Annotated in this window: 19 protein-coding genes; 9 read left to right on the forward strand and 10 right to left on the reverse strand. The window is 64.8% G+C overall.

Annotated features, from left to right (window positions below; all coding sequences use genetic code 11):
• Positions 1-41 precede the first annotated feature (41 nt).
• On the forward strand, positions 42-452 hold the full coding sequence (locus ACW5CM_RS14700) for a DUF6157 family protein (protein ID WP_457125455.1): 411 nt from the start codon (positions 42-44) through the stop codon (positions 450-452).
• A 47-nt stretch (positions 453-499) separates the two neighbouring features.
• The gene (locus ACW5CM_RS14705; protein WP_457125456.1) at positions 500-991 is read left to right on the forward strand and encodes a hypothetical protein; all 492 of its coding nucleotides are present in this window, start codon (positions 500-502) and stop codon (positions 989-991) included.
• Positions 992-1,141: 150 nt separating this feature from the next.
• On the opposite strand, the gene ACW5CM_RS14710 is transcribed toward ACW5CM_RS14705, so the two are convergent.
• From ACW5CM_RS14710 to ACW5CM_RS14725, 4 genes are read right to left on the reverse strand one after another with little or no spacing between them, the layout of a single operon-like run.
• The gene (locus tag ACW5CM_RS14710) at positions 1,142-1,816 is read right to left on the reverse strand and encodes a GAP family protein (protein ID WP_457125457.1); all 675 of its coding nucleotides are present in this window, start codon (positions 1,814-1,816) and stop codon (positions 1,142-1,144) included.
• Positions 1,809-2,135 carry an SHOCT domain-containing protein gene (locus tag ACW5CM_RS14715; RefSeq protein ID WP_438254253.1) on the reverse strand — a complete coding sequence of 109 codons (327 nt, stop codon included), beginning with the start codon at positions 2,133-2,135 and terminating at the stop codon, positions 1,809-1,811. The genes ACW5CM_RS14710 and ACW5CM_RS14715 overlap by 8 nt, the downstream gene beginning before the upstream one ends.
• A gap of 1 nt (position 2,136) precedes the next feature.
• Positions 2,137-2,598, reverse strand: coding sequence for a DUF6325 family protein (locus tag ACW5CM_RS14720; protein ID WP_438254254.1), 462 nt, complete (start codon positions 2,596-2,598; stop codon positions 2,137-2,139).
• Positions 2,595-3,542: a DUF1214 domain-containing protein gene (locus ACW5CM_RS14725; protein ID WP_457125458.1), complete on the reverse strand. Its 948-nt coding sequence runs from the start codon at positions 3,540-3,542 to the stop codon at positions 2,595-2,597. Before ACW5CM_RS14725 ends, ACW5CM_RS14720 begins: the two co-directional genes overlap by 4 nt.
• Positions 3,543-3,690: 148 nt before the next feature.
• Here ACW5CM_RS14725 and ACW5CM_RS14730 point away from each other — a divergent pair, with 148 nt between their 5' ends.
• Entirely contained in the window at positions 3,691-4,782 is a 1,092-nt protein-coding gene (locus ACW5CM_RS14730; protein ID WP_438254257.1) for an ATP-binding protein, read from the forward strand.
• 10 nt (positions 4,783-4,792) lie between these two features.
• Here the strand turns inward: ACW5CM_RS14730 and ACW5CM_RS14735 are convergent, their stop codons facing one another.
• Positions 4,793-7,375 carry a winged helix-turn-helix domain-containing protein gene (locus tag ACW5CM_RS14735; RefSeq protein ID WP_438254259.1) on the reverse strand — a complete coding sequence of 861 codons (2,583 nt, stop codon included), beginning with the start codon at positions 7,373-7,375 and terminating at the stop codon, positions 4,793-4,795.
• 295 nt (positions 7,376-7,670) lie between these two features.
• On the opposite strand from ACW5CM_RS14735, the gene ACW5CM_RS14740 reads away from it, so the two are divergent.
• Complete coding sequence (locus ACW5CM_RS14740) at positions 7,671-8,069, forward strand: SHOCT domain-containing protein (protein ID WP_438254260.1); 399 nt, start codon at positions 7,671-7,673, stop codon at positions 8,067-8,069.
• Positions 8,070-8,143: 74 nt separating this feature from the next.
• Here the strand turns inward: ACW5CM_RS14740 and ACW5CM_RS14745 are convergent, their stop codons facing one another.
• The gene (locus tag ACW5CM_RS14745) at positions 8,144-9,886 is read right to left on the reverse strand and encodes an LAVTG motif-containing sortase-dependent surface protein (RefSeq protein WP_457125459.1); all 1,743 of its coding nucleotides are present in this window, start codon (positions 9,884-9,886) and stop codon (positions 8,144-8,146) included.
• A gap of 188 nt (positions 9,887-10,074) precedes the next feature.
• Positions 10,075-11,769 carry an ABC-F family ATP-binding cassette domain-containing protein gene (locus ACW5CM_RS14750; RefSeq protein ID WP_457125460.1) on the reverse strand — a complete coding sequence of 565 codons (1,695 nt, stop codon included), beginning with the start codon at positions 11,767-11,769 and terminating at the stop codon, positions 10,075-10,077.
• 278 nt (positions 11,770-12,047) lie between these two features.
• Here ACW5CM_RS14750 and ACW5CM_RS14755 point away from each other — a divergent pair, with 278 nt between their 5' ends.
• Positions 12,048-12,350 carry a glycine zipper domain-containing protein gene (locus ACW5CM_RS14755; protein WP_457125461.1) on the forward strand — a complete coding sequence of 101 codons (303 nt, stop codon included), beginning with the start codon at positions 12,048-12,050 and terminating at the stop codon, positions 12,348-12,350.
• On the opposite strand, the gene ACW5CM_RS14760 is transcribed toward ACW5CM_RS14755, so the two are convergent.
• Positions 12,339-12,992: an alpha/beta hydrolase gene (locus ACW5CM_RS14760; RefSeq protein ID WP_438254265.1), complete on the reverse strand. Its 654-nt coding sequence runs from the start codon at positions 12,990-12,992 to the stop codon at positions 12,339-12,341. The two genes, ACW5CM_RS14755 and ACW5CM_RS14760, sit on opposite strands and share 12 nt — an antisense overlap.
• A 45-nt stretch (positions 12,993-13,037) precedes the next feature.
• Between ACW5CM_RS14760 and ACW5CM_RS14765 the strand changes: the two genes are divergently transcribed.
• From ACW5CM_RS14765 to ACW5CM_RS14775, 3 genes are all read left to right on the forward strand, one after another.
• Positions 13,038-13,643, forward strand: coding sequence for a DUF4916 domain-containing protein (locus ACW5CM_RS14765; RefSeq protein WP_438254267.1), 606 nt, complete (start codon positions 13,038-13,040; stop codon positions 13,641-13,643).
• 70 nt (positions 13,644-13,713) lie between these two features.
• The gene (vapB, locus tag ACW5CM_RS14770; protein ID WP_438255739.1) at positions 13,714-13,944 is read left to right on the forward strand and encodes a type II toxin-antitoxin system VapB family antitoxin; all 231 of its coding nucleotides are present in this window, start codon (positions 13,714-13,716) and stop codon (positions 13,942-13,944) included.
• Positions 13,941-14,351, forward strand: coding sequence for a PIN domain-containing protein (locus ACW5CM_RS14775; protein WP_457125462.1), 411 nt, complete (start codon positions 13,941-13,943; stop codon positions 14,349-14,351). The genes vapB and ACW5CM_RS14775 overlap by 4 nt, the downstream gene beginning before the upstream one ends.
• Before the next feature lie 37 nt (positions 14,352-14,388).
• Here the strand turns inward: ACW5CM_RS14775 and ACW5CM_RS14780 are convergent, their stop codons facing one another.
• The gene (locus ACW5CM_RS14780) at positions 14,389-15,456 is read right to left on the reverse strand and encodes a threonine aldolase family protein (RefSeq protein ID WP_457125463.1); all 1,068 of its coding nucleotides are present in this window, start codon (positions 15,454-15,456) and stop codon (positions 14,389-14,391) included.
• A gap of 47 nt (positions 15,457-15,503) precedes the next feature.
• Here ACW5CM_RS14780 and ACW5CM_RS14785 point away from each other — a divergent pair, with 47 nt between their 5' ends.
• Positions 15,504-16,928 carry an MFS transporter gene (locus ACW5CM_RS14785; protein ID WP_457125464.1) on the forward strand — a complete coding sequence of 475 codons (1,425 nt, stop codon included), beginning with the start codon at positions 15,504-15,506 and terminating at the stop codon, positions 16,926-16,928.
• An 80-nt stretch (positions 16,929-17,008) separates the two neighbouring features.
• Here ACW5CM_RS14785 and ACW5CM_RS14790 read toward each other — a convergent pair whose 3' ends face one another.
• Positions 17,009-17,650: an SDR family oxidoreductase gene (locus ACW5CM_RS14790; protein ID WP_457125465.1), complete on the reverse strand. Its 642-nt coding sequence runs from the start codon at positions 17,648-17,650 to the stop codon at positions 17,009-17,011.
• Between the last annotated feature and the right edge of the window lie 71 nt (positions 17,651-17,721).

Raw genomic sequence — 17,721 nt, forward strand, 5'->3', positions numbered from 1 at the left:
CGACCCTGGACGATTTCGATAGACGGGGCCATGCTGTAGCCATGGCTGCGCACACGACGAACTATCAGAGCACTTTCATCGAGGTTTCGGAGGACTGCCCGATCGATCATGGCACCGAGCCGCCGATCGCGGAGAACATGTCGATCGCTGCGCTGCAGTATCGGCTGATCATGGAGCGTCCGTTCGAGCTGACGTCTGACGATGTCATCTTCGAGACGCATGCGCTGCGCAAGGGTATCGACGCCGACGATGCCGCGGCGCGGGAAGAGTTCTTCTCCAAAGGGCAGGCGTGCTTGCGGTCATCGCAGTTGGGGAAGCGCTACGGCTGGGGGATCCTGCACGACGCCGAGGGGCGCGTCGGCCTGATTCCGCGTGACTCCGCTGAGTACACGGCGTCTGCCGCGGATTCGGAGCTTTCGCACATGCGCGCGATGCGCAGCAGCCGGCGCTGAGACCCCCGGGCCGCTGGCCCCGCACAACGCGCGCTAACGTGAGGTCCATGGATGACGCCGCGTTCGAGAGCCTCTACGGAAGCTGGGCGCCTCGAACATCGGCGGACGCGGCCCAGCTGTTCGACGGCTACTCGGGTACCTGGTGGATCGCCGGAGGCTGGGCTCTGGAGGCTTTCACCGGAGTTCGCCGGCACCACGAGGATATTGATCCGTCCGTGCTGCGCGCAGAACTCCCCCTGCTCCGAGACCACCTCATCGGACGCCTGCACGTGTGGGCTGCCTTTTCCGGTGCATTGAAGCCCCTCATCGATGGTGACCGTCCGAACGCACCAGCGGAAGATCTTCTTCCGGACGGCTGCGGGCAACTCTGGGTTCGCCCGAACACCGCCCATCGCTGGGAGTACGACATCCTCCTCAGCCCGGGCAGCATCCAGGAGTGGGTCTACAAGCGTGACGACCGTCCGGTTACCGATGGCCGAAGCGTTGTGGATGCGCGATGGCATCCGCTATCTCCAACCGGAGATCCAACTCCTCTATAAGGCCAAGGGGCAGCGGCCCAAAGACGATATCGACTTCGCCGCCACCCTGCCGTACCTGGACGTTGCACGTCGTGACTGGTTGCGCCAGGCTCTTGAACGGACGCTTCCCGGCCACTCGTGGCTGCGGCAGCTGTGATCAGCGCCACGCGTTCAGAAGCTACCGATGCCCTTTCCGAGCACCTGGGAGCCCAACACAATGAACACAACGGTCATGATGGTCGCATTGTTCGCGGCGAGCCAGGTGCGCACACGAGCCAGAACCTGTGCAGCCTTGTCCGGCGTGATGATCGTGATCAACACGGGCGCGGCAACGGAGAGGGCGGCAACGACGATGAAACAGGCGATGGCGATCATCGAACTGCCGAGGTCGACGCCGGCCCGCCCGATCACCGTTCCGGCCGCGCCAGCGACCAGGAGATTCTTCGGATTGACCGCGGCGAGGGCGAACCCGAGCCCCAGGGCGGCGATTGCACGCAGTGAATCGATCTTCGACATCCACGCCGGAAGTTCCGCTTCAACACCGACGGCCGGGCGCGAGCGCCATTGCCGAATGCCGAGCAGGATCAGCAGCAGACCGATCACCAGCTGAATCACTCCGATGACCGGTTGAGATTCGCCGGAGGAACTCGGCTCCGGTATCACCCCGGCCAGGAGCGTGAACACGGTCGTTGCGACCAGGATTCCGAGAACCCATCCGATGAGGAAGCCGATCCCCAACTGTTTGGACCGGGGCGACATCAGCATGAGGATCACCGCGATGATCGGGATCGGACTGATTGCGACCGCGACAGCATTGGGAAGGATGCTGCCCAGGATCTCAAGCATTCATGGATCCGAGCAGTTGCTGCTTGGCCAGCGTGAATTCCTCCGAGGACAGCAGACCCTGCTGGTGCAGCTCACCGAGCTGCTGCAGGCGCGTGACAACATCGGTGGCTGGCGCCGCGGGCATCGCCGGCGCGGGAGTCGTCACGGGCGCGAATGCCGCCTGTTGCTGTTGTTCCTGCAGAGCCTGCCGCTCGGCGGCGCGATTGTGCTGGCGCTGTGCGACGGCACCGCTCACCGCAGTCGCCGTGCCGGCGACGACTGCGGTCCGCGCGGCCATTCCCAGCAGACCGGGGCGACCGCCCCTTCTCATGATCGGCATGTCAGGCTCCTTCATCCGCGGCCAGTGAGGCCGCGACCAGTTCGTTCACCAGTGGGGCAGGAACGCGTTCCGTGCGCACCACTCGTCCCTGCGCGGCGGCGAGACGAGAAGCCAAAGCGGTCGCCCAGCGCATCTCGATCGCAGCAAGGGCCACCCCGAAGCCGGGCGCGACGCCAGCGATGGATTCAGCGATGTCTTCTTCGCCGATGAGTCCCTCGATCTCCAAGTCGAGTCCGATTCCGGACAGAGCGTTCGCGGCATCCTCACGCAGCTCGGTGACCCGCACCTCGCCGTCAGACATTCGCGTGACCACGACAAGGTCGACCACGCGAACCGTCCCGGTCGCCGACAGCTCGAGAAGCGCATCGAGGACGGTAGGCGCGAGGCCCTCTCCTTCGAACTCGACCACGTAGACATCAATCGGCCCGTACTCGAACCCGGCGGAAGCCTGGTTGTTCGTCATGATGCCTCGATCGTGGGGAAGGTCCAAGTGCCGTCCAGCACCTCAGGACGCGGACGATACAACCGAACGAGGTAGTTCCAGCCCTCCATGATCGGCAGCGCATTGGGCGCGCTGGGATCCCCGCCGAACCGGACAGTGACCGAACCGTCGGCGTTCCGCTGGCCGGTGATGTTGTTGACGCTGTATGCGCCCGCGGGGTTCTCCGCGAAATAGCCCTCCGAGTTGTACAGAGAGATCGACCAGAATCCGTCGACGGGAACGTCTCGGACTGTCAGCGTGTACTCGCCGACCGGGAGCTCCGGATTGACGTTGATGTAGAACGCCTCAGCCTCGGGCAGGCCGCCCCAGCCGGCCGCGGTGCCGAGCAGATGGCGGATCGGGTCGACATCCTCCTTCGCGCCGAAGCAGCTCTCCAGGCCGCCGAGTCCTTTCGCGAGCTCCAGGATCGCGCCGCGTGTCGTTTCGAAGGACGCCTCGTCGTAGGGCTGCATGGCGAACTGCCTGCCCGCGACGGAAGAGAGAGCGAACTGATCCTGCAGCGTGTTCACAGCCGCGACGTCGGCCGCATCCTCGGGGTCCACCAGGACGCGGGCCGCCGCGAGCACGAAGTCGCTTCCCAACTGGTCGGCGGTGAGGTCATAGGTGCCGGCGGAATGCAGCACGAGATTGATGTAATGGTCTTCATTCACCAGCATCACCGAGACGTACCGCTCTCCGGCCTCGGGGATGGTGATGCTCGCTCCCTGCGAGACGTCGATGATCGCGGCGCTGTACAGCGTGTCGCGATTCATCCGAATGACGGTCTGTTGATCCACAGGAGTCGGCGTCCGGTAGTGGTTCCAACGGTTGGATCCACCAGCCGACGCGGCGATACCAGCGAACATGCGGGCGCTTTCGACTCGCGCGAAGTCTGCGAAGGTGACAGGGACAGGGGAGTCGGCCATGGACTGCCTTTCTCAGGGATTGCGCTCATCCTCCGGTATCGCCGTTGGGGCCACATCATCAAGCGAGGATGATTTTTCCGGATGCCTGCGGTGAAGTCGCCGCGGACACGATGGAATCGATGTGGCACTACGAGCGAAAGGCACACCGATGACCAACCTCACGATCGGGTCCGCCATCGGCGACCCCGCAGCCGCAGTCGAATTGGACGCGCGTCGCTTCAACCGGCACACGTTCTGGTGCGGCCAGAGCGGCAGCGGCAAGACCTATGCGCTCGGCGTGGTCTTGGAGCAGTTGCTTCTCAACACGGAACTGCCGATGCTCATCCTTGACCCGAATGGTGATTACACGCGTCTGCGCGAGACACGCCCATCTGCGGATGGCGCGAGTGCGTCCCGGATCGCGGACGCCGATATCCGGGTGTTCCGTTCGGGCAGCGCGCCGGGCGAGCGTCTGCATGTTCGCTACACCGAGTTGTCGGCGGCATCCAAAGCGGCGGTATTGCACCTGGACCCGATCGCGGATGCTGAAGAGTACAACGTGCTGCTTCACGCCGAGGAAGATGCGCAGAGCTTTGACGGACGCGAGATGCTGATGCGGCTGCGGGCATCGGGAGACGCCAGCGAAGCCAGACTGGCGAACCGCATGGAGAATCTGCAGGTTCTGGAATGGGACCTGTGGTCTCGCGGTGCGGAATCTGTCGTCGATGTCATCGATGAACGTCCGCGCGTCACCGTTCTCGACATCGGCGGTTTCACGCACCCGGCAGAGCCGAAGGTGGCAGCGCTCGCCGTGCTCGAACAGCTCTGGGCGCGGCGCGAGGAGCGTCGCCCGGTGCTGATCGTCATCGATGAAGCGCACAACCTCTGTTCACCACAACCGCAGACCGCGGTCGAGAGGGCACTCACCGAACAACTCGTGCAGATCGCTGCCGAAGGGCGGAAGTTCGGACTCTGGCTGCTGCTCTCCACCCAGCGTCCGACGAAGATTCACCCCAACGTGCTTTCACAGTGCGACAACCTTGCACTGATGAGGGTGAATGCGCCGCGGGATCTCGCCGAATTGGCTGAGGTGTTCGGTTTCGCCTCAGAGGAGGCGATTCGGCATTCCGCGGAGTTCCTCCAGGGCCAGGCGCTGTTCGCCGGTGGATTCGTCTCTGAGCCGACGTTCGTGCAGATGGGCGAGCGGATCACCGAGGAAGGCGGCGGCGACGTGAAGGTGCCGCTGCGCCGAACTGAGTGACAGAAGTCCTCTACAGACGCAGACGGATCGCATCGCGCCGGTTGGAGACACCCAGTTTGCGATAGATTGCGCGCTGGTGTGTACGGATCGTGTTCACAGACACGAAGAGCGCTTCACCGATCTCCGTCGCCGTCATGCTCGTGTGTAGGAATCCGTAGATCTCGCGTTCGCGAGCGGACAGCACGACACCATGGTCGAGATCACTCATACCGCTCGACCCGTGCGACGCGAGACGCGACGCGATGAACTCTTCGTGCGCCGTACCGCTGCCGGCGTGGACGGCGAGCAAAGTGCGCAGTCCCTCATCCGCTATGGCAAACGGACGGATTACCCCTTCTGGCACCGCGACATCGAGCGCGCGTTCGAGGATGCGGTGCGCCCGGGGATCATCGCCGCGTTCGTGAGAGATCAGCGCGGCCGTCACGTGAGCGGAGGCGGCGACGTAGGAGATCGAGAGCTCAGCCCTGGACAGTGCGGAGAGCAAGTGCCCGGCTTCGCCGAGCCGACCGGCACGTCGCATGAGCTCTGCAGCACCGACGCGCACGACCGGTACGTTTGACTGAGCGCGGATTGGTTCGATGGCGGCAATCGCTTTATCGAAGTCGCCAGCGGCAGCGAACAGTTCTGCGCTCGCGAATGCCTGGTAGGTGTGCCACGGCAGACCGTGGACCTCCTGCCTGCTCACCCCGGCGATCGTCGCGCGTGCAGTGCGTAGTGCCATCGGCCGCCCGTCGATCGCGGCGCACAGTGCCACGTAGACCCGAGCGAGCGCCGTATATGACGCGTCGTGCCCACCTGCCGCGACGAGTGCGAGGAAGACCTGCTCTGCCTCGGGGATGCGGTTCTGCCAGTAGTCGGTGAACCCGCGCGCGAAAAGTTCGATGCCGCCGTCGTAATGCTGCCAGTCCTCCACCGCCTCGCTCTGCGCGAGCCCCGAGTCGATGCGCGTACGTGCCCGGGTGAGGTTTCCCGCGTAGCCCAGGGCGAACAGAAGATTGTTCGAGGCGCGGCGAGCGAGCACCACGAGACGTGCGGCATCCGCTTCGTGCAACGCAGACTCGAGCAACCGGACGGCGGACTGCGGATCGCGGCGCAGCCGCAGTTCGGACCAGCCGAGCAGGAACAGGCAGTGCGCATGCATTCCTGACGCGGTACCACCAAGTTCCAACATGGTCTTCGCTCTGTCGACCGCCGACGCGAGCTCTGAGTGCGCATCAGCGAGGAACAGAGATGCGAAGGCATGGGTGATTTGGGAATCGGCGTCCGTGCTCGCGGCTGCGTGCGCCTGGGAGGAGAGTAGATCGGCTCCGGTGCGGTCTCCCATGAGGTTGAGGCAGCATGCCCGGATCAGCAGGATCTCCGGATGTGCAGCGAGCGTCGCCGGAAGCGCGAGACACTGCACATTGAGCGACTTCGCTCCCGCCTCGATGATCACCCGCATCCACGAGGAACGGATGATACCGATCGCAAGAGCGGCATCATCCGCGCGCATGGCATGCATCACGGCTTCTGCGGGGAAGTGCGGTGTCAGCCAGCGTGCGGCCGTGACATCCAGGGCGCGCCGGCGTGAGCTGTCGGCTCGTCCGAGGATGTCGCGACAGCGTGCCGCGAACTCATCGTGCCATCGGTAGATCCTCGAGCCGTTCTCGTCGACGTGCCGATACAGGAAAAGTCCTTGTGAAACGCAGTCCTCAAGGAGAGACTCGGCGTTGTCCGCGCCGCTGAGCGCACCGGCGAGCGCGGGCGTCAGCCGACTGCAGACGCTGGTCGCCAGGACGAAATCCGCGAGCCCTGGACTCAACCGGGGCAGCACGTTGCCGGCTATGTAATCGGTGAGCAGTCCTTCTGCGCCGGTGAGTGAGGGTTCGTTGCCCCCGGCCAGTCGATGAAGGTGCACGGCGATCGGCCATCCGTCGGTCGCTTCACGCAGCGCCGCGGCTGACGCCCGATCGTCTGCAGTCGGTGTACTGACCCCGTCCGTCATTATCTCTTCGGCCGTCAAAGCGAGATCGGCGGCGGTGAGCACGGCCGTGTGCTCTCCGGCTATCACGCGGGAGAACCAGGACGTCAGCTCCGGCGTGCCAGCGAGCGCGAAGCGCAGTCGGCCTGCGGTGAGTGCCGTGAGCACGTCGATCACACCGCTCGCCAGGGACGGGCCGGCGTGGTGCGCGTCATCGATCACGATGACCACGATCTCGTCGAGCGAGCCAGTGATCTCGGCGATGCGCCCGATCAACGCGCGGGCGTCCGCATCTGGGGTCAACGCCACCCGCACGGCAGTTTCGGATGGCAGTTCCGTGAAGCGACGCAGTGCGCTGAGGATGCCCGCGAGTACGAGGGCCTCGTCGCCGTGATCGTGGCGAGTCAGTGTCAGCCAGGCAGTCGTCGCCTCACGACGTCGCGCCCATTCCGCCAGCAGTACGGTCTTACCGTAACCGGAGGGGGCAGCGATCAGCGTCACCGCGTGATCGCTGGTGGACGCGTCCAGACGCGTGAGAAGCCGCTCGCGGGGGATCGTGCCTCGGGGAGATTGCGGAGGAGAAGTCAGGAACCACGGCGAAGGCGCCCAGAGCGCTTGCGACTGAGTGTCCATAACTCCAGATGATAGCGATCCGGCGACGTCTCATATAGGGGTGGATCCGCCGATGCGCATGCGGCACGACTGCATGCCGCAGGTGGTGCGATTGCGGCCGCGAACCGCTGGCGTGACCGACCGTAGTCGCGCTCATCCATCGTGCATGATTTTCATCGCGATTCCCGCGACGAATGTGCACTACGACACCATCGGGACGATGTGCACCGATACGCTCCGGAGATCGACGCTCGAACGATCGCGCGCCGATTCTCGTCCATTTCTCGTCCAATTCGAAAAGAAAGCTGGATCCGTCATGGGAATCCTCGAGTCCCTGTGGGACATCATCGTGCTGTTCTTCTGGTCGTTCGTGTTCATCGCCGCGCTCTTCGCATTCATTCTGGTCGTCATCGATCTGTTCCGTGACAAGAAGCTCAACGGCTGGGCGAAGGCCGTATGGGTTGTGTTCCTCGTCTTCGTTCCGCTGTTGACCTCGCTGATCTATCTCATCGCGCGTGGTGCCGGTATGCCCGATCGCATCAACGACGAGGCACGTCGTCAGCGCGAAGCCAACGAGGGATACATCCGCGACGTGGCGGCGATCAGCCCCGCGGACGAGATTCTGAAGGCGAAGACACTGCTTGATTCCGGAGCGATCTCGGCCGAGGACTTCGCAGTGTTGAAGGCGCGGGCGCTGGCTTCTTCCTCCGTCTGAGCCCGCGAAATGACAGACGCCGCGGCTGACTTCACGAAGGAAATCAGCCGCGGCGTCAGTCGCGAAAAGGCCCGTTAGCTGCGCGTGCGCAGCCGGCGGAACAGGACCAAGCTGCCGCCCAGGAACAGCAGAATTACAGCCGCGGACAGGGCAATGATCGGTGCGTCGGCACCGGTCGTTGCAAGGTCCGTGCCGTCTGCGTTCCCAGCCTCGGTTGCGTCTGCGGCATCCGTGCTGGTCTCATCGTTGTCGGCGTTTCCAATGCCCTGGTTGCCAGAACCAGAGACGCCGTCTGTTGCGTCGGTGGCGTCTGCAGCGTCGGTTGCGTCAGCGTCGGTGGCGTCGGTAGCGTCAGCGTCGGTTGCGTCGGTTGCGTCGGTTGCGTCAGTGTCGGTTGCGTCGGTTGCGTCGGTTGCGTCGGTTGCGTCGGTTGCGTCAGTGTCGGTGGCGTCGTCTGCGTCGTCGGCGTCGTCTGCGTCGGTTGCGTCAGTGTCCGTGGCGTCAGCAGCGTCTGCGTCAGCTGCGTCGGCATCCGTTGCGTCGGTTGCGTCGGTGGCGTCGGTGGCGTCGGTGGCGTCGGTGGCGTCTGCGTCGGTGGCGTCGGTTGCGTCAGTGTCGGTGGCGTCGGCTGCGTCGGTTGCGTCAGTGTCGGTGGCGTCGGTTGCGTCGGTTGCGTCAGCGTCCGTAGCGTCAGCGGTGACATCGATGATCGCCGCAGCGTCGAAGCCCTCTGTCTCCCAGAGCGCGAAGACCTGGCAATCGCGGTCGAGCAGGTCACCCGTGTCGCTCTGGACGAAGCGGTTTCCGTTGCCGATGCGGCTCAGCGCCAGCTCGTAGCCGCCCTCCTCCGAAGCAGGACCGCCACAGAGCGAGATTGTGACCGACGAGCCGGCGTCACCATTCACGGTGAGCATTCCATCGGTGATGGTGGCGTCTCCCGCGCACACTGTGACAACGGTGTCTGCGTCGATGACGATGGGGGTGTTCACGACGTTGGTCGTGACGCCCCACTGCAACGTTTCGCCGATCTCGATCTGGGAAGACACCGGCGTGACTGCCATGGCCGGGCGCAGAGCAGCACCGGCCGCGACGAGCTCGGCTCGCTCTTCATCGCCAATCCCCGTGAGGAAGCAGTTCATGCCGCCGGCGGAGTCGGGGTTTGTGATGCACCACACCATGTTCTGCAGGACGCTCCGCTCGAAGCTCGTCATGTCGGTGGCGCCGACCACGTCGTTACCCATGAAATCAGTGCCGGTGTACCCGAACTCGATGAGCGCGCTGACCGCGTCGATCTGGTCCTGGCTCAGCCGGGTGGTCTCGATGTCTTCGGGAAACGGAATGGTCACGGCGGTGCCGGTGTCATCCCGAATCTGCACGAGCTCGCCGCCGGCACCAAGGCCGCCGCACGTGTGCAGATCGGCATCGGTGCAGAACATCCAGGTGGTGACGGGACCATCGACGGTGGCGTCGTAGTACAGGGCGCACACGGCGGGGGTGGAGTCGGCCTCGGCGCGGCCGTTCGTGTCGTACAGTGGCACAACCTGGCCGGCGTTGTACGCCGCCAGACGGTCGCCGTTGACGGTGGCGAGGTTTTCGTAGCCGCTAACAGTTCCGCTCGTCGCTGGATCGAACGTCGTATCGCCCGCGCACAGCTCCGCTGTGAATGCAGAAGCAGGAGTGGCCGGTGCCTCGGCTGCATGGGCCGGGGCCGGGTTCGTAACAGCGAGGACAAGCGAGCCGGCAACAATTGCCATGGCTGTCAGGGCTGCACGCAGTCTTCGAGTTCGACCGGTGGTGATGCGTGTGTTTTTGAGCACGCCGATTCTCCTTAATCGTCAGAGGTCCGCAGCGCGAACATCGTTTCGAGGACGGCAAGCTACTGCGAGGTGCGCTGGGATGTGCGCACAGAGAGAGACATTGAATTATGCATTTTGTAAAGGATGGAAGCAAATCTTTCCGTTGCGTTTAGTTGCACTCAAACGCAGCGACTCGAGCAGCTGCGCCCCTACTGCGTGACCGGCCTGGTTTCGCGCTGCTGCATCCGTTCCTCAGCGATCTCCAGCAGCAGGTCCAGCTCCAATCTCTTCAGAAACGCATCGTCGTGGCTGACGACGAGCACGGCACCGCGGTATGCGCGCAACGCGTCGACGAGCTGATCGACCGTGTCGAGGTCGAGGTTGTTCGTCGGCTCATCCAGCACCACGAGTTGCGGCGCGGGGTCCGCGAGCAACAGCTTCGCCAGCGCGACGCGGAAGCGTTCGCCGCCGGACAGCGATGACACCGCTCTGTCGGCAGCGCCGCCACGGATGAGGAACCGGGCCAACCTGTTGCGCAGCTCCTTCTCCGGTATCGCCGGTGCCACCTCCGTAATGTTCTCGACCACCGATGCCGCGTCATCCAGTCCGTCGATCCGTTGCGGCAGGTACCCGATCCGGTCGGTGTGCGCGGTCGCGGTGAGCGTGCCCGGTGCATAACTCCTGAAGATTTCGGGTTTCGGAACGTTTTCAGCACTATTGAGGCCGTTCTGCCGAGAATCTCCGGAGTTGTGCGCGGCACTCGCCACCAACCGCCGCAGCAGCGTCGTCTTGCCGACGCCGTTGCGACCGATCAGCGCCACGCGCTCCGGCCCCTGAATGATCCAGGACCGCTCCCCGTCCGCGATCGTCGCGATGCGGCGGGACGCCGACACATCCGGATCGGGCAGCTCGATCTTCATCGAAGCATCGCCCCGAACGCGTCGGCCCGCCTCATCAAGCGCGTTCCTTGCGTCGGACTCCTTCTCCGCCACCTCGGTGCGCAGCCGTCCCGCCGACACCTGGGCGGCGGCCTTCCGGCCGTTGGCGACGATCTTCGGCACGCGTTTCTCGATGAATGCCTTGCGCCCCATCTGTGCGCGCCCGGCCAGTTTCGTTTCCGCTTCGATCCGCTGGCGCTTCTCCTTCTTGAGTGACTGTTTGGCATCGCGTTCGTCCTGCTTCGCGGCATCCTGCTCGGCGTCGAGCCATGCCCGCCACTCGGAGTACGGACCGCCGAACACGCTCAGCGTGTTCGCGTACAGCTCGGCGGTGGCATCCATCAGTTCGAGAAGCGAGACATCGTGACTGACGACGATCAGTGTGCCTTTCCACGACCGCACCATCGCGGCGAGCTTCGCGCGCGCGTCACGGTCGAGGTTGTTGGTCGGCTCGTCCAGAAGCGTGATCGGCGCGCGCCGGAGACGGATGCCGGCAATCGCGACGAGTACGGACTCTCCGCCGGACAGCTCGCCGACCGAGCGGTCGAGGAATGACGGATCCAGACCTGCTTCGGCGAGGGATGCTTCGGCTCGAGCCTCGATATCCCAGTCGTCGCCGACCGCATCGAAGTGCGCCGGGTCGACATCGCCGAGCGCGATAGCGCGAACGGCGTCGAGCGCCGGTGCGACGCCGAGGAGTTCGGCGACGCGGCGTTCGACGTCGAGCGTCAGTTGCTGCGGTAAGTAGGCGACCTCACCGGCGGCGTGCACCGCTCCCGATGTGGGCTGGAGGTCGCCGGCGATCAGGCGCAGCAGCGTCGACTTGCCGGATCCATTGCGGCCGACGAGACCGATGCTCCCGGCGCTGAAGACGCCAGAGATCGTGTCGAGTGCGGTGGAGCCGTCCGGCCAGGTGAAGGTGAGGCGGTCGAGAGTGACCGCGGCGTGCGGGGTCGGTGTTGACATACGTGTCTCCGGAAAATGTGCGAGAGCACTGACACCGGGGGTGTCCGGATCGACGCCGAAGATGGCGGATACGGTCCCTGAGCCTGTCGAGGGGTCGTCGGGTCAGCGCGCGGAAAGATGGGCGCGGAGGCGACGACTCAGATCAAAGAACTTCCAAACACGGCGGACAGGAATCATCGATGTTACCCGGGCGTGTCGCAGCGCGCAACCGAAATTGCTCGTCGAGATCCCCCATAGGGCGGATGCTGAAGCTCCTGCGAACCCGTACCGTTGAAGTTATGGCCGACCATCAGATGAGCAGCAGCGAGATGCGCCAGCGACTGAGCTGGGGCGCCGGCATCGCGATCGGCATGGGTGTCGGAGTCGCGATGGGCTCGGCACTAGACAACATGGGGCTCGGCCTCGCGATCGGCATCGCCGTCGGGATCGTCTTCGCTATTGCGATCGGCTCAATCGGGCGCCGTCGTAGGCGCGGTCACTCCGCCGAGGAATCGGCCGAGGAATCCTCAGAAGAATCCGCCGAGGAGCCCGCAGAGAACCCCGACCTGGGCGATGAGGTCGACCCGAACTCAGCTCGCTGAGCCGTCGCGCCACTTCTCCAGGAACACCCGCACGTCGTGCAGTTCATCTTCTGAGATGCTGTGCGTGAGCCCCGGGTAGACGCGTCCAGTCAGCTCGGAGTGGTCGGGCAACCACTGCGCGGTGTGATCGATCAGGACGGCAGGGATCACGTCGTCGTTTGTCCCGCGCCCCCAGAACACCAGCGGCCGGGATTCGCGCAGTTCCTCGTCATCGGGCAACTCACCCGGCGAGGCATAGCCGCTGAGGGCGACGACGGCGCCGAAGCGCGAAGCATCCAATCTCAGCGCCTGCAAGGAAACGGCCGCGCCCTGCGAGAATCCGAGCAGGGCGATCTTCGGGGCATCGGCCGCATGAGCGTCGAGCCACTCGAGCACAGCTTTCGCGGCGTGGGTCACGGCATCCGGATCCCTGCTCTCAAGACCATCGATCGGATACCACGAGCGGCCCGGCGAGGGCCACGGTGGAGACAATGGCGCCGCGAGCGACGCGACAGCAATGCCTTCGGGGAGGTGCGGGACCAGTCCGAACAGGTCGTGCTCGTCCGCGCCGTACCCGTGTAGCAGCACGAGCAAGGGCAGGCCGGTTCGGTCGTGGGTCGTCCAGCGCGTGGCATCCGCGTCGAGTTTCAGGTTCTGGCTCACAGTCTCTATCCTGCCAGCGGGCTCCGACACTGGTAGAAATGAGACATGGCGGTGCGCACCCCTGATCCTGATCCTGACTCCGAGGGCTCCGAGAATGACCTCTCGCAGTTCAGTGAGCTGCCCAGCGACGCGAGCAATCCGGCGTGGCTGAGTGAGGTCGAGCTCGCTGAGGCGAGGCGACGCATCCCGATGCTGTACGTCGAGGCTATTCCGGTGCGCACGGACGGTTCCGGGCAGGTCGCCGAGGTCGGAATTCTGCTCCGTTCCACCCCGCTGGGTGAGATGACCCGCACGATCGTCTCGGGCCGTGTCCGCTACGGCGAAACGGTGCGCGATGCGCTGTTCCGACACATCGAGAACGATCTCGGCCCGATGGCATTCCCGTTACTGCCGCCGCAGCCGTTGCCGTTCACGGTGGCCGAATACTTCCCGCTTCCGGGGATCAGCGCGTACCACGACGAGCGTCAGCATGCGGTGTCGTTGGCATTCGTGGTGCCAGTGACCGGGACGTGCGAGCCGCGGCAGGATGCCCTGGAGCTGACGTGGTTCTCTCCGGAGGCCGCTGCATCCGACGCCGTCGCAGCAGAAATGGAAGGAGGGCGCGGCACTCTCGTGCGCCACGCCCTCGCCAGTCTCGGGCTGCTGCGGTAGCTGCCCTAGTGCGGTTCCGTTCGGATCGCAGTACCCTGTATATACGCGGCGTATATACAGGGAGAGTTGAATGTCTCAGACCACGCTTTTCCGCAGCAACCGCACGCAGGCCGTGCGTCTGTCCAAGGACGTCGCGCTTCCCGATTCGGTCACAGAGGTGACCGTCACCGCTATCGGCGATGCACGCGTCATCATCCCGGTGCGCGCGGACTGGATCGACTGGTGGGCGAACGGCATAAGCGTCACCGGTGATTACCTCACCACTCGGGATCAGCCTGAGGCGCAGGAGCGCGACTGGTGAGTGCGGGATATCTGCTCGATGCGAGCATCCTCGTGTTCGCGCTTCGGCGAAGCCTGCCGGTGATCGCAGAGCGGATGAACGAGGCATCCGGCTCGCTGCACGTGTCGAGCATCTCAGTCGCCGAGCTCTCCTACGGTGCGGCACGATCGAGCGACCCCATGCGCAACCGCATCGCCGTGGAAGAGATTCTGAGCCGGTTGATCGTCCTCGACTTCGATGCTGCTGCCGGGCATCATTCCGGTGATATCAGAGCTGGCCTCGCGGCGCGGGGAGAGACGATCGGTGGGTATGACATCCTTCTCGCCGGGCACGCGCGGTCGCGAGATCTGACGATGGTCACGCACAACGTGAATGAGTTCGACCGGGTCTCCGGTCTGCGTGTCGAAGACTGGACGATCCCCGCCTGAACTCTGGCGGCGCACTACCAAGCCCCGCAGCCCACCCCTACGCGGTTGTCAGGCGTGCGATCTCGGCGATGAAGGCGTCCACGTCCGACTCTTGCGTGTCGAAGCTGCACATCCAGCGCACTTCGCGGCGCGCAGCATCCCAGTCATAGAAGCGGAACGATTCGCGCAGACGATCGGCGATGCCCTCCGGCAGTGTCGCGAAGACGCCGTTGACCTGCGTGGGCTGGGTGAACTCGACGCCACGGATGGTGCCGTCGGCGATTCCGGCCTCGACGCCCGCCCGCAGCCGCGCGGCCATCGCATTCGCGTGGCGTGCGTTCTGCAGCCAGAGGTCACCCTCCAGCAGGGCGATCAGCTGCGCCGAGATGAAGCGCATCTTGGATGCCAGCTGCATGTTGTATTTGCGACCGTAGATGAGACCGGTGGATGCCTCGGGGTTCAGCACCACGATCGCCTCGCCGAGCATGGCACCGTTCTTCGTGCCGCCGAAGCTGAGCACGTCGACGCCGGCGTCGCGGGTGAAAGCACGAAGCGGCACGTCGAGGGCGGCCGCGGCATTGGAGGCGCGGGCGCCGTCCATGTGCAGGTGCATCCCACGCTCGTGCGCGTGGTCGGCGAGCGCGCGGATCTCCTCGACGGTGTACAGCGTGCCGAGCTCGGTGGACTGCGTGATCGAGACGGCCAGCGGCTGAGCGCGGTGCTCGTCACCCCAGCCCCACGCTTCGCGGTCGACGAGTTCGGGGGTCAGCTTGCCGTTGTCGGTCGGGACGGTGAGCAGCTTCATGCCGCCGATCCGTTCGGGTGCGCCGCCCTCATCAACATTGATATGGGCGGTGGATGCCGAGATCACAGCGCCCCAGCGGGGGAGCATCGACTGCAGGCCGACGACGTTCGCTCCGGTTCCATTGAAGACGGGGAAGATCTGGACGTCGTCGCCGAGGTGGCTGCCGAAGACCTCGTGCAGCCGCGCGGTGTACTCGTCTTCGCCATAGGCGATCTGGTGGCCGTCATTGGCCGCGGCGATCGCCTGGAGAACATCGGGGTGGATGCCGGAGTAGTTGTCCGACGCGAATCCCCGGATCTGGGGGTCATGCAGTGTGCTCACCGGATAAGCCTATGTGCAATGTCCGCGGTAGCGTTTACGATTTTTCCATGCAGCGCACCGCAGCGCGAACGGCCTTCGCCAACGTCCTCGTGAACACACTCATCGCCAACGTGACGACGAGCTTCCTGTGGTTCGCGCTGACCTTTTGGGTCTACATCGAGACGCAGTCGGTGCTGGCGACCGGGATCATCGGCGGCGCCTACATGCTGTTCGTGGCGTTCTTCGCGATGGTGTTCGGCACGATCGTCGACCGCAACCGAAAGCACACCGTGATGGTGCTCTCCAGTCTGCTTTCGGCGTCGGCATTTCTGATCGCGGGCCTGCTGTATCTCTGGCAGCCCGAATCTCAACTGCTGAATCTCGGCGGGCCGTGGTTCTGGCTGTTCTCGGTGATCATCCTGTTCGGTGGGGTGATCGAGCAGCTGCGCAACATCGCTCTGTCGACGACGGTCACACTGCTGGTCGAAGAAGACAAGCGCGCCAATGCGAACGGCCTTGTGGGCACCGTGCAGGGGATCGCGTTCATGGTGACCAGTGTGTTCTCCGGGCTGTCGATCGGCTTCCTCGGGATGGGGTGGACGCTGGTGATCGCGATCGGCGCCATGGTCGTGACATTCGTGCACCTGCTGTTCGTGCGGATTCCGGAAGAGGCGCCGCAGCCCGATCCGAACGCCTCGAGTGCGCTGGACTTCCGGGGCAGTGTGACTGCCATCCGCCTCGCGCCGGGGCTGTTCGCGCTCATCATTTTCTCCACCTTCAACAACCTCATCGGCGGGGTGTACATGGCGCTGATGGACCCGTACGGGTTGACGCTGTTCTCCGTTCAGATGTGGGGGCTCGTGCTCGGGGTCACCTCGACCGGGTTCATCGTCGGTGGTGCGCTGGTGGCGAAGTTCGGGCTCGGTAAGAAGCCGATGCGCACGATGCTTCTCGTCGTGATGGTGATGGGGCTGCTCGGTGCCGTGTTCATGATCAGGGAGTGGTGGCCCTTGTACGCCTTGGGGATCTGGGTGTATATGGCGCTCATTCCGCCGGTGGAAGCGGCTGAGCAGACCGTGATTCAGAAGGTCGTGCCGTTCACGCGGCAGGGCCGGGTGTTCGGTGTTGCCGCGGCGATGGAAGCGGCTGCCGCTCCGGTGACGGCATTCCTCATTGCTCCGATCGCGGAGTTCGCGATCATCCCATATATGGATTCTTCGGCCGGGCAGCGGCAGTGGGGCTGGCTGCTGGGTGAGGGCGAAGCGCGGGGGATCGCGTTGATCTGCCTGTTCGCGGGGCTGATCATGGTGGCCGCGGCGGGGCTCGCGTTCCTGACCCGTTCGTATCGCAAGCTCACCGAACTGTATGCGGAGGCGCCGCCGGTCATCGATGATGCTGCGGAGGGTGTCGGGAGTGACCGCGAGAGCGGGGTCGCCGATGCCGGACCTCCCGTGCGGGGCATTCCGCCGACCACTCCTGGTCCGCTTGAATGAGCCCCGCGGACGAGCTGGGGCTGCGAGATCCGCAACGTGTGCGCGGCCGGGCGCGGTCGATGGGTCGAACGTCGGGACGTTCAGCCCAGCTCGATCATCCGGTCATTGAGTGCGGGGGCATCGCCGTCCCAGAGTCCGACAATCGCCGGTGCGAGCGCCTCGGGGTCGAGGGCTTTGGCGCGGAACACGACGGATGCCGTGCGCAGTGGCTCGCCGGCATCCCGCGCGGCCTTCGCAAATCCCTGAGCCATCGCATGGGTCCACGCCTCGCTGGCGGCCTTCACCGCTGCGTAGTTCGCCCCGCCGGCGAGCGGGCGCGCGACGGCCGTGGATGACACGATCGCGAAGCGTCCGGCATTCGAGGCCTGCAGCAGGGATGCGAAGGCACGCGACGTCGCGCGCACGGCCTGAAGTGCAGGCAGGAGCGCAACGAAGTCCTCATCGGACTGACCGGCGAGACCGCCGCCGCCGCGCCAGCCGCCGACGAGCGAGAGTACACCGTCGACCGGGCCGAGCTTCGCGGCCAGAGCGGACATGTCCTCGAACGAAGTGGCATCAGCCACGGCGACCTGGGCGCCAGCGTCACTGAGCGGTTGGAGTCGTTCGGCCGAGCGTCCGGTCGCGATCACCCTTGCTCCAGCGTCGACCAGAGCACGCGCAACCGTGAGCCCCGCCGCGCTTGTCGCACCCGCAACAACGACCACACGATCTGCGACGCTCATCGCTCACTCCCGATCGTGAACTTCGCAGAACTGCACTTATCTCGCACGAATCTGCCCGAAATCTGCGAAGA

It is taken from the genome of Microbacterium wangyouchuni (genome assembly GCF_054072595.1).

Bases quoted from the DNA above. Each gene is read 5' to 3' on its own strand.
- ACW5CM_RS14715 (WP_438254253.1), bottom strand. From the start codon at position 2,135: ATGCCGATCATGAGAAGGGGCGGTCGCCCCGGTCTGCTGGGAATGGCC.
- ACW5CM_RS14730 (WP_438254257.1), top strand. From the start codon at position 3,691: ATGACCAACCTCACGATCGGGTCCGCCATCGGCGACCCCGCAGCCGCA.
- ACW5CM_RS14750 (WP_457125460.1), bottom strand. From the start codon at position 11,769: ATGTCAACACCGACCCCGCACGCCGCGGTCACTCTCGACCGCCTCACC.
- ACW5CM_RS14720 (WP_438254254.1), bottom strand. From the start codon at position 2,598: ATGACGAACAACCAGGCTTCCGCCGGGTTCGAGTACGGGCCGATTGAT.
- ACW5CM_RS14735 (WP_438254259.1), bottom strand. From the start codon at position 7,375: ATGGACACTCAGTCGCAAGCGCTCTGGGCGCCTTCGCCGTGGTTCCTG.
- ACW5CM_RS14705 (WP_457125456.1), top strand. From the start codon at position 500: ATGGATGACGCCGCGTTCGAGAGCCTCTACGGAAGCTGGGCGCCTCGA.
- ACW5CM_RS14755 (WP_457125461.1), top strand. From the start codon at position 12,048: ATGGCCGACCATCAGATGAGCAGCAGCGAGATGCGCCAGCGACTGAGC.
- ACW5CM_RS14740 (WP_438254260.1), top strand. From the start codon at position 7,671: ATGGGAATCCTCGAGTCCCTGTGGGACATCATCGTGCTGTTCTTCTGG.
- ACW5CM_RS14700 (WP_457125455.1), top strand. From the start codon at position 42: ATGGCTGCGCACACGACGAACTATCAGAGCACTTTCATCGAGGTTTCG.
- ACW5CM_RS14790 (WP_457125465.1), bottom strand. From the start codon at position 17,650: ATGAGCGTCGCAGATCGTGTGGTCGTTGTTGCGGGTGCGACAAGCGCG.
- ACW5CM_RS14725 (WP_457125458.1), bottom strand. From the start codon at position 3,542: ATGGCCGACTCCCCTGTCCCTGTCACCTTCGCAGACTTCGCGCGAGTC.
- ACW5CM_RS14710 (WP_457125457.1), bottom strand. From the start codon at position 1,816: ATGCTTGAGATCCTGGGCAGCATCCTTCCCAATGCTGTCGCGGTCGCA.
- ACW5CM_RS14785 (WP_457125464.1), top strand. From the start codon at position 15,504: ATGCAGCGCACCGCAGCGCGAACGGCCTTCGCCAACGTCCTCGTGAAC.
- ACW5CM_RS14765 (WP_438254267.1), top strand. From the start codon at position 13,038: ATGGCGGTGCGCACCCCTGATCCTGATCCTGACTCCGAGGGCTCCGAG.
- vapB (WP_438255739.1), top strand. From the start codon at position 13,714: ATGTCTCAGACCACGCTTTTCCGCAGCAACCGCACGCAGGCCGTGCGT.